This window comes from Candidatus Endolissoclinum faulkneri L2 (genome assembly GCF_000319385.1).
GTDB lineage: Bacteria > Pseudomonadota > Alphaproteobacteria > Thalassobaculales > Thalassobaculaceae > Thalassobaculum > Thalassobaculum faulkneri.
In genome coordinates this window covers 388,508-404,768 of record NC_019566.1, presented here as the reverse complement: position 1 = coordinate 404,768, position 16,261 = coordinate 388,508, and the positions used below count along the sequence as shown (strand labels likewise).

The following is a 16,261-nucleotide window of genomic DNA, read 5'->3' as shown; positions in this document are numbered from 1 at the left end:
CTTATTTACGAATGCAAGAAAGCAAAAATTTTGCTTTTATTCTTAAATAAATTTCTCAGCAATAATCACTTAATAGCATTAAAAATTTTAACTGCTGAATAATGTAAAGCATTACACAGTACCAGATTATTATTTGCAATCTGCTTTTATTAAGAATGCTATAAATATTTCTATAATCTTAAAGAGAATTTTTTACACTAACGCTAATATAAATATAATATAAAATAATTATAACTTCATTAGAAAAAACTTTTGCATGATATTTTATCCCCAATCCAAAAGAATAAAATTATTCTTTCCCTAAATACTAATTCTTTAGACCATAACTGTGATAAAGTGCATCTGAAGAATGAATAAAAAATTAGTCTTATAAAGAATATTAAAAATGCTTTGCCTTAATCAGAACATCTATTATATTAATTACTGCAATTAATTTTAGTATAACCAGATTAATAATATTAGAATAAAGTAATATTATTTGATAGAAACGATTTAGGATTGGATAAATAATTAGTTTTAATAAATATTTTAATGTAAAATGCGCATAATCAGCTATCTATATTTAAGATAAATCTCCTGTTTTTTTTGATATAAGTAGCTGACAATCCAGTTTTTACAACACTAACGCTACTACTAGTTACGGACAAAAATATCGTTGGAAAAGCTAAACAATTTATTTTAATAAACTTGATCAGTGATTACTCCAATTTTTTTGGGGGGAGATAAACATTATCAAACCTAAGATTATCAATAATATCAGTAGTTTAATTCAATATTATTACAATTAATCAAATGAAATAATATTATGCTTATATATTAGTAAATAATAATTATACACTACAAAATATTTTTAACCGCTTCAAAATTGAATATTTCAATAATATGATTATGCAGTAATCATATCCGAAAACAGAAAAAATAATATCTTTTTATAAAGTCGATTAACGACTAATCTTCTATAAATGAAAAATCTACCATATATAGTTACTGCAGCTCTACAACTAACATTCAGTATGAATAACCCGATGTCGTTGGCAATTAATTTAAAAAAAAATTAATATATAAATCGCTACACTAGCTGAAAATTATTGATTTATTGTAATCAATGTCTTAACATAATTTTAGAAGAATTTATAAACTATAACATAAAAAACCCTTTGCTGTTTTATCTTCTTTTTAATAAAAGATTAAAAAATTTAAATCTTAAATTCTAAAGATATCTATAGCATGAATAGAAAGAATGATCTATATACTTCATTGTTTTGTATTAAAATCATAAAGATTTATGCTCTTTTATATAAAGAATACTTGCTAGATTACTTAATAACTTAAGAAGGGTAAAAATTTACTATCTTATTGTCTTTTCTTAAAAAGAAGTTAATGATTATTAAATTTAACCTAAGCACAATTCTTCTTAAAGTGCAGATAAATTATCATTAGTCACGCAACAAGCCTAGGGCAAAACTAGCTACTGATGCCATAGTTAGATAACTTGCCTGCCATATTCCAAAAGATACCATCCCTGGCAGCAGACCAACAACTAAGAGAGAAGTAGCCCATGGCCGCACTCTAATCGGAAGTTGTCCTATGCGCCAAACAGCTGCTACAAGAAAAGCAATTCCTAAAAGGACTCCAACCCCTCCAGTCTCTATCCAAAGCTGTAAAGCAAAGTTATGCGGATGCTGCTCTGTTTTGCTCATACGCTTTGCTTTTGCAAGACGTACTGGATCAATTGGTTGTCGATAAAAAGCATCAATTCCCCAGCCAGTCCATGGCCGTTGCAAAGCTAAAGCCCCACCATGATCCCAGAGTTCCAAACGGTGGCGAATTGCCATGTCGTTAATATGAACATTGTCTAAAACTACCCACTCATAAACAGCATTCGCTGCCCAAGGGGCAGTAAGCATCTGCACTGCAACTAATACAACCATGACGGTGCGAACTAACCTATCTGCCATAATACTTGCAAACAAGGTAATCAAACCTAATAATAAGCACAGATGAGCAGTCAATGATATGCCTAGCATTGATATTAAAGCAATTATAGCGAGTAGTCCAATGGCCATTAGGCGCCGAAATTGCATCCATAGTACACCAGCAGCAACAATAGCTAATAGTACTAAATCTACAATACCACGATTATAGCGAGATAACGAAATCATCTCGCTTGAAGATTTGCCTTCGAAAAGGCGATGGATAGGCCCATCAAAAACAAGCTCCACTGCAGCTACTATAGCGCCAATTATTACTCCATTCACAAGCGCTCGACGCACTAAACTGCGGTCGATGCCTGTTGTATCCATCATTTCGCCAGCAGAAAGTGGCAGTAGTAGTACGAAAGAGGCAGCTATTTGACACCAATGTTGAGTGCCCATCGAAGTAAATTGAACGCCTACCAGATTGACAGCTTGCAGCACCAACATGGAAATTGCAGGAAGCACTAGTGGCAAACCAGGCCAAGGCAGCCTTTTATTCAATAAAACTAAAAACCATAGCAAAAATGCCATAGCAAATCCAAGGCTGCTCATGCCATGTTTAGTAAGCATACCAACTGTAGGAAAAGAAATCAGAATAATCGCAGCAGTCCAGCTAGCCGCCTGCCCATAGCCGCCCACCACTGTAGAAGACAAATAAGCCCGCATGTTGACTTAATGCTCCCTATTAAAATGATTTAATGTTCCTTGTAAAGCTGGCGCTATGTTCAGCGTTTTCTTCAATGCCTAACAATTTTAAGGTATTCAAGCTTGAAATTGAAATAGTAACTGTAATAACACAAGTTAACTAAACTATAGAAATTTGTTCTCATTTGAGACATCAAGATAAAAAGAAGTTAATAAACTTAAGACAGAAACAATCGGAACAATATTCTAGTTTTTAGTATATAAACAAACATACTAAAATCAAATTTCTACTTTAGACTTGTAGTTTTGCATCCAAATAACTTTACAGCATATACAGTACGACTACGCAATCTACTGTTCAGTATAAATGGTATAACTCTTACTAGTAAGAGTTAAGTAATAAACACCTGTGTTTATTACTTAAAATAAGCAAAAATCGTATGACTGATCAGAAAATCAACATACATTTCAGTAAATTACATAAAATAAAAATTGATCAATAACTTAGCATAAAAAAATTGATCACTAACAAGCTTGTCATTAGAAAGCTCACTTTAATTTTGTCTGCATATTTCGCGTATAGCTTAAACTTCTTTAAGATTAAAGAAGTTTAAGCTATACGCTTTCTGGAAGAAAATTAAGGATGATATATACATCTTGTATATATATTTGGTCATTATTGTACCATATCAAAAGCTAAACAAATATATAATTTCTGACTACACCCACTAGCTTTGTGCTAAAAATATCTTATGTAGCAGCGTTATTAATAAATATTTTTATCTTTTGATAATTCAGCTGTAAAAATTAAAAAGCTAATGCAAAATAAATAAAGAAATGATTGCAATTGATATCAATTCATGTTTGAATTTGGTGCAAAATATATTTTATATAGCACTATATTAAAAATAGTAAGCTATTGTTTTGTTATACCAAAAAAAATTATTTATTAATTATTATTAACCTAGGTATTAATAAGTTAGCTTATTAAATTTTAACTTTTAAAAAGCAAATAGATAGCCGCTATACGAGAAACGCTCAATCAAGCAAACTTAAATAAGTTAGTTAATAGCCAATATCTCAAATTAGTAGTTATTAATGGTATTAATAACTAAAATATATAAAAATTATGCATGCTCTACTATCCTAATTCATTAGGAATTAGATTTAATATTTCTGAGATAATTATTTAAATTGTTTTAAAATTAATTTTATAAACTACTAGTGGTATTAACCTTAATTTACTCAGCTGATGATAAATCTTCGGTTGACTAAACTATATCAATTTATAAGTTATCTAGTAATGGATAACGCTTAGCTCATGAAAGCAATAAAAATAGACGTAATCCATAATAAATAATTAAAGATTATAGCAGAAAAATAATCTATTCTATAAAATAGAGATAATTCGTGCATAATGCTTAATAGCAAAATTATCAATAGATAATTTAATTAAGATCAATGGATTAATACTATTGATAAATATTTTAACAGTTAAATAAAATTTAGATTTTATGCTGAATAACTAATAAGATGAGTTATACTTACATTAAAGAACTAAAAATATCAATTAATAAACTAATTACTTGCAATCTTTTAGAAAAGAAAGAGACATATTGCTTTACAAAAACAGTTTAAGTAAATTATAAAATTTTTTACACTAGTCTAATTATTCAAAACCCACAATAGTTGTTATATAAAAAACAACTAATTATATGCAACTATTATCTATAACGTAGACATAGCGCTTAATTACTACCTCACAACAGATGACTATATAAACTAGCGTATTAATTTAGTACAATTTTCCAAATCTGGCTTGCTAGATGGTGCAATTTACCTTCAGTGTGAGCAAAGAAAACAACAACATTTACAGGAAATTTGCGTTTATGAAAAATATTATATTGCTTTTATAATCAAAAATTTAGAATAGCTAATTTGCTTTAAAATAAGCAACTTATAAAACAAGCAGTAGTATTTAAATACCAATTAACAGATAGCTTGATTATTAATCAAATCCTTGATTATTAATATCAAATCAAATTACCGGAGCTATTTTTATAAATCAATAACAAAAAAAACAACAATAGCCATAAATGCAAATACCAACAGTTAACTAAAACCATACCATATAATTTTTAATTAATCAATTACCCAGGAAAGCTAGTCTAATGTCATCCACTGTTTTAAAGTGGATGACATTAGACTAGTACTAAAAATTATACAATATAATTAACAAATAAAAGTCAGCATTAAGCTAATAATACTTAATCGGTACTATTAAATCTCATACTAGAGAGCAACAGACTAACCACCCAAGAAAGTAAATTTGCACCAAGAATTAAATTAATAGCTACAAATAATTTTTTCTCCATTTAATGTAAGCTGACCGGTAAAAGATCACTGTGGCGTATTGCTAATTCAGCTAATTCACGAGTTGGAAATAGACGAACCGCAGTACCATCAGCGGAATGAACAACAAAGTGCTCTGCCCCTTCCTCATGCACCGACTTTATGAAAGCAATTTGATTTAAACCTAAATTACTAAGAGCCTGCTGAGTAATTTCAACACGGCTTTGCTGACTAATCTGATTGGACCTGTCTGACATGCTTAATCTCCCGCCTCGCCGGCTTCAGCCTTAAGATCAATAGCTTCAGTCTTGCTTCGAGCTCCGTTGATTGGAATAGTTTTCAAGGTAGTTTCGGGCAACAAACGCTGCAAATCAATATGCAACAAGCCGTTATCTAATTCAGCAGATTCTACCTGGATGCCTTCGGCTAACACAAAAGTGCGCAAAAACTGTCTAGCTGCAATCCCACGATGTAAATATATCTTTCCATCATCATCAACCTGACGACCACGCACTACCAACTGATTATTTTCTAAGTGTACCTCGAGGTCATCCATATCGAAACCTGCAACCGCAAGAGTAATTCGCAACCCAAAATCTGAAGTTTGTTCGATGTTATATGGTGGATATCCGTCTGATTGAGCTTTCTGAACCCGGTCCAACGCCCGTTCAAAATGATCAAACCCAAGCAAAAGCGGAGAATTAAACATTGATATACGCGCCATTGACGATCTCCTCAAGCGAGCGAGACATTAAATTCTAACAACAGGCCTCTTCAGCACCCCAAAACCCATGATCAAGCGATCCAAGGGCACAATACAACTCAGGTCTTTAACAATTGAAACATGGTTGCTAGAGTAGATTATATCAAGAGGTTGATTATGATCAGTTGATCAAACTAATCAACAACTATGCTTTCACATTTAATATGCATAAACGACTTTCGGTTCGCTATCCTAAAAGCTATATTCGAGTAAAAGCAATGTTGAAATAATCTCAGAGCTACAGTTTTACTAGTCTATATAGTAAAACTGTAGCTTCGCCCAATAATTTAATTTTAAACCACTTTTCAGATAAAACATGCAACTTATTCGTCATAAATTAAAATATTCTTAAAAATTTATCACCATTGCATCCAATAATTTTTTTTTACGTCATTCCTAGTTTAATCAAGGTACAGTTATTTCAGAAAATATAAAATATCAATTAGTATCATACATTAACATATATTGCAGTCGTAAATAACTGGTATCAATTTTTTTTAATACTTTCATCAGTGCGATGCTTCTATGTTTGGGTGTAAAACGGAATGGCAATAACTAATATTTATATTTTACTGTACCAAATTTCTTAAGAATCATAATTGAATTTTAAGTAATATTCCTCCCATCTTAAGTGGATGAATAGTTGCATTTCAGTCCTCGAAATGATTAAAGATCCTTTAATTAATATAACTGTAGATTAATTAATAATTAACTGCATTTCTTGGTAAATAATGTGTGTTTTAAATTTAAAGCAGCCACAACATAGATTGCTTATTGTTTTACAAGTTTAAAGTGCAAACTTTTATCAATATTTTCTCTTTAAGAGCAGATCAAGCATATTCAACTTAAACACGGCAATAAAAGAACTATTGATCAAGCGAACCATTTTAATCCTTTTATACTATTACCATAGTAACCGTTTACTAATAAAAATTAATATCTACCAAAACTATCGCTGATACATCGACTCACCTTTAATCTTACTTTAAGAATTAAGAAAGACCGATTTACTGCTATTTAGTTAATAATAAATGCTTAAGTTTTATATGGCAATAAACAAAAAAACAAGTATAATATGTAGTTTTTACATAAAAAAAACATAGGATTGTCGCTGTTATACCTGCTATTTAATTGCTGGCGTTTTTTAGTTACAACGAAAATTAGATGAGAGCAACATAGCAAACGCAGACCTTACAGTATCAATAATAGATTTTTATCTAATATTTCAACCAGTTCATTAACGCAACATGATAACATTTGATATAATCAGACTGATAATTTAGTTGAATTGTTGTAGTAAAGCATCACTAGTAATTGTCTAAATAATGTATCCAAGATTGTTCTCCAACAAAGCTTAAATAAAAACCTATTAGATTGAAGCATACAGCAAGCAATGGTGGCTATATCATATCAAAATAAAATTAAACATAAATTTACTAAAAACTATTAATTTACGTTAGCTTAATCTTTGTACTCAATGAGTACATTGCAATAATTTAAAATAACTAATATTCAAGATCTTATTCAAGTAATTGTTTAATAAACAAATTATTTATTTTTTTTTAAAAAAAATATCTTATAATGTTAAGTCATAAAAGGATGTCTTAAATTATATAATCAAGCATCCTGTTCAGTCAAATGATCATTGATCATATAGGCTAATTTGATATTACTCAATAAACATTTCGCACTTTAATTGCAGGATTATATAATAAAGATTATAATAACAATTAATGTAAATATGACCAACAACTATTAAAGTTGTATATTTTGCGACTTTTTTATTCAAAAATAAATTTTATTGCTGCATAAAATTTATTATATATCTTACTTAGTTAAAATAATAACCTAACTGTTCTATGCTATCTTTTTGCCGAAAAGCTATCTAATATTAAAACTAAGCAGTTAATTCTCTTGCATTACAGATCGAGTGAGGTGATTATTTCAGTGCGAAATCTTTCTTAAGATTTTAAGTTTAATTCTTTTGAAGTTAAGTACGATTTTTTTACATTCTTTTTTTAAGAATTAACAGAATTTATCCTCTCTAGTTGGGATTAAAAAATGTTTAGGTCAATATGCCTAACTATTGTTCAGCTTGCTGCACCCAGTATACGTTTGATACTAATGGTAGCAATTGTTGCAAGTTCATTATTTATTATAGCAATAACTTTTGGCATAAACTATGCGCTGACGTTTCTGGCGCACACAGGTATTAATTGGTTTGACAAGATACTTATATGGTTTGGCTCAATGGGAGCTTTCTTGTGCGCCTTAATATTATTTCCCAGTTTTGCCCAAATGATCAGTGGCTTATTTACCGATAGGATATCAAATGCTGTTATTTCAACTTATTATCCAAACCTAACAGCAGAAAGACATATACCAATAAACGAAATGATTGGATACGGGATAAGATTTTCGTTTTTGTCGATGTTTTTAAACATTGTAGCATTACCTTTTTACTTTCTACTGCCAGGCTTTAATCTAATTATATTCTACATACTAAACAGCTATTTATTAGGGCGTGAATATGCTGAAATGATTGGTTTAAGAACCCTTGATAAAATATCGATGAGGCTATTTTGGGAGGCAAATCGTACCCAAATTTTTCTTGGGGGAGCAATAATCACGACAATAGCATTTATTCCTGCTCTAAATCTAACAACCCCAGTTGCGGCAACCACTTTTGCTATTCACGAACATGAAAGATTACGGCGCTTGGCATTTTCGCGATAAAATCAGTTAAAGCATTAATTATTATCGTTAGTTTAATTGTAATAAAGCAATTATTTAATTTTCACGGTAAACTAAAAACTACTATGTTTAGTATCAAAGATAAACCAATGAAGATCTAAAATTTTATTGAGTCATACTAAGCCCAAAATTGATTAAAAATATTTCGCCAAAATACAATAAAGGTTTAGATGGATTTTTAAGTTATGAAAGAGTAATTTAACTGATTCTTTTCTTTCCTTTATTAATTCTAATCTGAAAGATTTAGCCATGTCTGCGGTGCCTAATCAAACAGATACTACCAGTCAGCATTTAGTGAATAAAATTTCTAGCCCTGCTCTAAAGAGTATTACTGGTTTTTCGCAACGCCGTCCAGCAGCTCCAATAAGCTATGAAAAGAGTAAACATCTATTGGTTGGTAAAGAAATTTATCTATCAGGCGAGATATCCTCTTGTGACTCATTGGTTGTAGAGGGTAATGTTCAAAGCAACTTAAAAGACAGCCATTATCTTGAAATAACCGAGACAGGCATGTACCGTGGAAAGGCTATAATAAAAGAAGCAACCATAGCTGGCCATTTTGAAGGAGAATTATCAGTTCATGGCACCTTGTCAGTTAAAGCTACAGGCGTGATAGAGGGAAATATTCGCTTTAATAAACTAGAAATTGAGCTTGGTGGAGTAATTAAAGGAGATATAAGTCCGTTCACAGAAGAATAAATAATAAAATTAACTTAATTTCATTTACTACGCAGTATAATCGCACTATGTCAGTGCATTAATTTTTTTTTGCGTAAAGTGCATAATAAATATTTTTTACCTGCTATTACTACGGAAGATTGTATACATAAGTATATTTCATTATACTTTGAACATTGGTATATTTTAAGCACAATGCTTAGTTAAATTTAACAAGTTATTATGAGCAAGCGATATAAATAACGAAAAAAATATGTTCCCTAGGTTTCTGTATTTTTTCACTTAAGGTATTTTATTTTGCTAAAGATTACTTATGCAGGAAGGGTTTTTTCTCTAAAATTACAGAATAAAGATACTTTGCAGCTAGGGCAATTGGGTACGCGCTTTTTACATACGTAACGACCGTGTAGAACAAGCCAGCGATGAGCTTTAAGTTGAAAAGTGATCGGCACATTTCTTAGAAGGGCTCGTTCTACAGTCAAAGGTGTTTTGCCGATGGCAAGTCCAGTGCGGTTGGCAACTCGAAATATATGTGTGTCTACAGCTATTGTGGGTTTTCTGAAAGCAATGTTCAGTACCACATTAGCAGTTTTGCGACCAACACCCGGTAACGTTTCTAACCACCGGCGGTCACCTATTAACTTACCGTTATTGTTTTTAACAAGTTGGCGGCAAATAGTTATTATGTTCTTAGCTTTAGTGTTAAACAATCCGATGTGTTTAATATGTTTTTTTAACTCAATCTCTCCTAAGGCTAACATCTTCTCTGGCGTGTCAGCGATTAAAAATAATCGCCTAGTAGCCTTGTTTACACTCACATCAGTTGCTTGAGCAGAAAGAATCACAGCAACTAGCAAAGTAAATGTGTTGATCCATTTAAGTTCAACTTTTGGTTCAGGGTTTTCAGTCTCCAAAGTAGCGAAAAAATTATTTATTTGGGCTTTTGTCATGGTTCTAGGCATTTTCGTTACTCTAACAACCAGGAATTTATATCGCAATTTTACTAGCATAACGACTAGCTAATCATTAGCGGATGGAATAAGATTTAGTTATTTAATATTCTAATATACAATTAGTATTTGTTGCGCTATTGATAAGTACATACTATTGGATTTAGTAATGTAAATTGATCCTTAAAATCACTCACAGTCATACAAAATTATTTCTGATAATACTAATATCATCTTTTAATATATTTTTATATACTTAAACAGTAAGATAACTATTCCAGTTTAGAAAGTATAGTATTCTTTAATATAAAAAGCTTAATTTTATTTAATTCCAATTCTTTTATAGCGCCTATTAATATTTAATAGTGACAAACTATCAATTTCACTTAATTAAATACATTTAAAAGTAAATAATTTATGAATTTTGAAATAAAAAATAAATTTGCTTATAATTGACTTTATATTTAAATAAAGTAATTTATATAATTAATTCTTAATTAACCAATATATTAATCATAAAAATTGTTAGATTAGTTTGTAAACATACTAATTTGTATGCGAGTATCCTTTTAAATGACTAAAATTTATTGATTTATTTTACCAAAAATTAATTTAGCATTATATTTAATTTATTTTTCTTTATGATAAAAATCTATAGATATTTACTATAAGCATATAAGCTAGCTGAGAAAACATAACTACCTAATTAGGATTATTATCAACTATCATAAGGGTAGCTAGCAGCAGTTTCTTGAGTAATTAATATTATCGCCTGGAAAATCTTAATTACTCAATTTCATGTTATAGTTCCTCAACAGTGAGTAAAAAATTTTTAGTTATAACAAAAATTCTAACAATAATCTTATTGTTTCTTAACACTAATAAGAATAAAGGATTATCATCTTCCTCACGACGGTACCGGTTTAATCAAAAAATAGCTGAAGCAACTAAAGCAAAAAAAATCTTGAGACATATTCAACCATGCTTACTAGCAAAACAAAAAAAAGTCTAACCAATGTGAAGCAACAAGCGAAAATTTATTCAAATATTAACAAACGATAAAAATTTACTTTCCATTATTCTACATACAGGCAATATTTAATAGAAAAAATAGTCCTAAAATTTGTCAACTAAATTAAATAACCAAAAATTTTTTCGGTTTTATTGAGCAATAGTATGGTTAAAAGTTGTAATAAACTAAAATAACTGTTGACAGTATTTAAAACAAACCGCTGTATAATAGCATAAATGTTTATTTTGTCTTCATTGTAATCGACAAAATAATCTTCTAGATCTAAAACACAATAATCATACGTGATTTAGGTTAATTTCTCTGTCAGCATCATCTTAAGATCTGTTTCGGGCCGCGCTCCAATGTGGCTGATGATTTCAGATGCGCAAATCATCCCCATTCGACCGCAAGTTATAACGTCCTTACCAGAAGTATAGCCATGCAAAAACCCTGCAGCATAAAGATCACCAGCCCCAGTTGAATCTACAATATTAGCGACCGGTTCAGCATCCAATACATATATCTCATCTCGATTAACTATAATGGCACCCTTTTCACCACGAGTAATTACTGCTGTTTCTACTTCAATACGAATAATATCAAGTATATCATCAAGTCTATCAGTCTCAAATAAGGATAATGCTTCTATCTCATTGGCGAAAAGAATATCTACGTGATTCTTTACTAAATTTTTAAAATCCGCCCGATAACGTTCAACACAAAAAGAATCCGACAATGACATAGCTATCTTACCATTAGTGCGATGGGCAATCTCAATTGCTTTAAAAAATGCTTTCTGCGCTTCAATCTGATCCCACAGATATCCCTCAAGATATATCATCTGTGCTACAGCAAGCATATCCTCAGATATGTCATCGGGAATCAAGTTAACGCATGCACCCAAAAACGTACTCATGGAGCGCTGCTTATCAGGAGTAACCAGTACTATACTACAAGCAGTTTGTGGGCCATTTAAAGCGGCTGACGTATCAAAATGCACACCTGCAGCTATGATGTCTTGACGAAATACTCTGCCGAACTTATCGTCACGTACCTTACCTATGTAACCCGTGCTGCTACCTAAAGCCGCTAACCCAGCGGCTGTATTACTAGCAGACCCACCAGACATCTGCACACTAGGTCCTATAGCAGCGTAAAGCAATTCCAATCGTTCGGCATCAATCAGTGTCATCGCTCCTTTCTTTATGTTTTCCTTCAATAGAAAATCATCGTCACAATGCGAAATGATATCGACAATAGCATTACCTATTGCTACTACACTCATACTTTTGATCATTCAATTCTCCATAATTTTTATTTAAAAAAAAACATTAAATATTAGCAGATTATAAATCTGACTTTAAATAACAGTCTGTTTGTGTTAAAGCCTGAATTAGCTAGAGATCCTAAATTTTAGGATAGCATAGCATATTACAACGATTTTTATAAGGATACTTTAGAAATATATACTTCAATAAATCTATGAACCTTAACATAGTTAAAATGGTATATTGATGAATTTTAGAGTTCAAAACCATAACTTGAATGTTGATTAGCCAGTTAATTGGATTCTTAAATTCATGAAAACACAAGTTTTTTTAAAAAAATGATTCATTCAAGATTAAATATACATTATTTAAATACTTAATTCTTTTAATTACAAGACATAGATTGAACTAATTTTATTTATCAAAACTTGGTAAGTTTATTAAAAAATAATGTATAAGCAATACAAATAACCGGTATAGATTTTTGTTCCGCTTGCTCATCTTATTTAATAAAATTAATTACATAGATCTTCCTAAAGATAGACATTTATAACATAAATATTCATACCTAAAAAAGCTTTAGCTAATCGTTAGCAATTCCTTTTCAATCGTTATATATTAACAAACAATGTTTAATGATCCTTCGTAGACTTATTATGCAATACAAATCAATGCTTATTTTAAGTTAATCTTTTTTTTGTTTAATCAAATAAATAACTAATAAAATAGATATCTGTAAAATTATCATTAGCTATAATAGTGCAAACGAGCAAGTTTTTTGTTTAAAAAGCTAAATTTTATTATCAATGGTATAACTTCAAGTGAAATAACATAAAATCAATTGAAAAATAAGTTGATATTCTTAGATACAATACTCTTTTTGGGATATCTTGATCTAAATATTCTTTAATAAATATCCATAAGCTCAACAGCAATATTCAACATGAGGTCGGATTGACTGTTAAAAAGATATTTACTCAATAACTCTTAGTTCACAAGCAAAATATAAAATGTCGTATAAAAAAACAAAAACAACTTAATAAACCACTTAGCTTAAGTGTATTGAGCACGATTTTAATAAGATACAAGATCAATTAAAAACTATCGACATGAGACATTACTTACTGAGCTAATTTTATCAGCAAATTTGTAAGGATTTATAAGACAATAAGCACAAATTATTACTATGTAATTTTCGAATTATTCTAATAAAATTAGCTGGCTAAAATTTGAACGGCTTAAAACAACAACAGTTAGAAATATACGAAGCAAAAAGAGATATACTCAGTTGTTACAACAATAGTTCGGTTATAAACGAATGTAGGATATAACTAATAGTAAATTTTTACTCGCAGTAATCGAAAAAAATTAACCAAAAAAAATCAGTGCATAGTTTTTCTAAGTGAAGAAAAGTATAAAAGATGCACGATAGTAAAATAATTTATGTTTTCTTATAGAGAAGAAAATTATTCGTTCTAAAATAGAATCACTATTAATCGATCCCCAGCACATCCCGCATTGTATAGAGGCCAGGTGGACGATTAGCTACCCAACGAGCAGCGCAAATAGCACCTGCAGCAAAGATTGCTCGATCGCTAGCTTTATGACTAATTTCGATACGTTCACCCGCGCTAGCAAACATAACAGTATGTTCACCAATGACACTACCCCCCCTTAATGCTGCAAAACCAATATCGCCTTGTTTGCGTTGATAAGTAGAAGTATTTCTCGACAATACTTTCACATTTTCAAATTCTTGCCCCCGACTCTTGGCAGCGGCGCGTCCAATACTCAAGGCAGTACCAGAAGGAGCATCGACTTTACGATTGTGATGCAATTCAATAATTTCAATATCCCATGTTATATCCAAGGTTGCGGAGAGCTGCTCAACAAGAGCTGTAATCAAGTTAATCCCCAAACTCATGTTTGGCGCGTAAACTATGGCAGTAGTTTTAGCGTAATTTGCAAGAAGCTCCTCATGTTTATTAGATAAACCAGTAGTTCCAATTACTAAAGAAGTACCATTGGCTGCAGCATAGCTTGCATGCATTATTGTTGCCTCAGGTAAAGTAAAGTCAACAGATACATTAACTTCTAAAACTGCTTTAAGATCATCAGTAACCTCAACCCCGAGAGAACCAATGCCAACTAAATCACCTATATCAGCACCAATATAAGCACTACCTGGACGAGCCATCGCTTTTTTTAAAATCATACCCTCAGTGTTAAATACAGCTTTGACAATCATTTTCCCCATGCGTCCAGTACTACCAAATACACTTACTGACAATGGCATCACAAGTTTTTTCCTTACGGCTGTCGCACAACAAGTAAAAATAACTAGTTAAAATATTTAAGCAGCAATAATTGCAATCAATTAAAATTTATGAAACATTTTTTACAATCGTTAATGTTGCGGTCACTAATATGTATCGAAATAAAAATAATTTTTTTTCTTAAAAAGAAATTAATCACTAAGGCTTAATGAATAATTATATTTTTGCCTTTCTCTAAAATTACCCATTAAAAAAACTTATTTATCTTTAGGGCATTAACTTGTTATCTTGATTATTTATTGGTAAATTTATAACAATAAAATTCTTATCTGACAAGAATATCTTCCATTAATAAGCAGTTTTTTTTCAAACAAAATCTTATGTGGCAAATATTAAGATACTAATTAATTGTTACTTGCTATGATTTTTATCATTTAACTATTTGAAGAATATAAACTATACTATAAATATTTTTTATTTGCAATCTTAATTAAGATATCGATTATCAAATATATATATTTATATTGATAATATGTAGTCTAATTAACTATAAAGTGCATAATTGTTTAATTATGCACTTATAGTGTGTAAGCTAAGATCTTTTATTTTAAATTCAGCATATAATTATTTGTAAGTTTAGCAAACTAAATAAAGAAAAAATTTTACTTCAATAAGTTTTTAGTCTAATTTGAATTATTTCCTAATATCTAAAATTATAGAATTGTACTATTCTAGAATTTTAGAGTCAAAATAGATTCAATAATCTATATCTAAACTATAGTCTCATAAGTATGGCAATTATGCATAGATAAAGCGTAAAATAACTGAGGTATTAATTAAAGAAATTATAATTCAATTGTGCCTAAACTAAAGGTTATTTTATGAGGCATTGTGCTTCTGGGGCAATCAATTGAAAATAAAATAACAAGTGCTTGTTGAGGGGGTTTTTTTTGATTAAAAATACCTTTTCTTTAGTAATTCTCTTTAGTTAATAATTTTCATATAATATTATATTATTGCTCTACAATTTTTATCCAGTAAACGTTCTTGTTCAAGAAAAAGTTGAAATTCTCAGATCCAAAATGAGCAAGAATTTGTTGTCGTCTAATTCTAAGGTTTGTTGTTTCTTCTAAGTCGAGAAAAGAAATCTTTAAATTAATCTAATTAAAAAATGAATTAACTTTATTAAAACTCAAAACTGATTATCTAGCATTGTTATTCAATAGTGATTAATAGCAAATTAATATATGAAATTTAGGGATTTTAGTATTAAAGTCTAAAATGACCGTCAACATTTAAAAAGTTCTTTTATAATAACTTAACAGAAACATTAAACCTTGAAAAATTACTATCATTCTATAGTACTGATCTTGTTTGATTAATGAGACTTTTTTGATAAAGATGATTTGCTATTTTTTTCGACATTTTCTATTCTGCATAGAAGATTTATGTTCTCTATTAATTTTCATACAGTACCGTAATTAGCTGAATAACAAGGCATCTGCTTAATGTTATAGCAAAACCACCAAAACATAAAGACTACTAATCTATCTTTCTATAATGATATTATAGGATTAAGAGCAAATC

The 16,261-nt window shown here is 30.0% G+C and carries 8 protein-coding genes; 2 read left to right on the top strand and 6 right to left on the bottom strand.

Features of this window, described 5'->3' with window-relative positions; translation table 11 throughout:
• Positions 1-1,436 precede the first annotated feature (1,436 nt).
• From A1OE_RS01280 to A1OE_RS01270, 3 genes are all read right to left on the bottom strand, one after another.
• Positions 1,437-2,642, bottom strand: a complete 1,206-nt coding sequence (locus A1OE_RS01280; protein WP_015088134.1) for an O-antigen ligase family protein — start codon at positions 2,640-2,642, stop codon at positions 1,437-1,439.
• Between the two features lie 2,354 nt (positions 2,643-4,996).
• Positions 4,997-5,230 carry a DUF1150 family protein gene (locus A1OE_RS01275; RefSeq protein ID WP_015088131.1) on the bottom strand — a complete coding sequence of 78 codons (234 nt, stop codon included), beginning with the start codon at positions 5,228-5,230 and terminating at the stop codon, positions 4,997-4,999.
• A gap of 2 nt (positions 5,231-5,232) precedes the next feature.
• Positions 5,233-5,697: an Hsp20 family protein gene (locus A1OE_RS01270; protein WP_044283208.1), complete on the bottom strand. Its 465-nt coding sequence runs from the start codon at positions 5,695-5,697 to the stop codon at positions 5,233-5,235.
• Positions 5,698-7,797: 2,100 nt separating this feature from the next.
• Here A1OE_RS01270 and A1OE_RS01265 point away from each other — a divergent pair.
• Both A1OE_RS01265 and A1OE_RS04130 read left to right on the top strand, forming a co-directional pair.
• Positions 7,798-8,472 (top strand): EI24 domain-containing protein, encoded by a 675-nt coding sequence (locus tag A1OE_RS01265; protein ID WP_015088125.1) that lies wholly within the window; start codon positions 7,798-7,800, stop codon positions 8,470-8,472.
• A gap of 267 nt (positions 8,473-8,739) precedes the next feature.
• A complete protein-coding gene (locus A1OE_RS04130) occupies positions 8,740-9,189 on the top strand; it encodes a bactofilin family protein (protein ID WP_015088123.1) in 450 nt (149 codons plus the stop codon).
• Positions 9,190-9,479: 290 nt separating this feature from the next.
• Here A1OE_RS04130 and nth read toward each other — a convergent pair whose 3' ends face one another.
• From nth to dapB, 3 genes are all read right to left on the bottom strand, one after another.
• Positions 9,480-10,118: an endonuclease III gene (nth, locus tag A1OE_RS01255; protein ID WP_015088121.1), complete on the bottom strand. Its 639-nt coding sequence runs from the start codon at positions 10,116-10,118 to the stop codon at positions 9,480-9,482.
• A gap of 1,319 nt (positions 10,119-11,437) precedes the next feature.
• Positions 11,438-12,427 carry an adenosine kinase gene (locus tag A1OE_RS01250; protein ID WP_015088119.1) on the bottom strand — a complete coding sequence of 330 codons (990 nt, stop codon included), beginning with the start codon at positions 12,425-12,427 and terminating at the stop codon, positions 11,438-11,440.
• 1,463 nt (positions 12,428-13,890) lie between these two features.
• A complete protein-coding gene (gene dapB / locus A1OE_RS01245) occupies positions 13,891-14,694 on the bottom strand; it encodes a 4-hydroxy-tetrahydrodipicolinate reductase (RefSeq protein WP_015088115.1) in 804 nt (267 codons plus the stop codon).
• Positions 14,695-16,261: the final 1,567 nt, after the last annotated feature.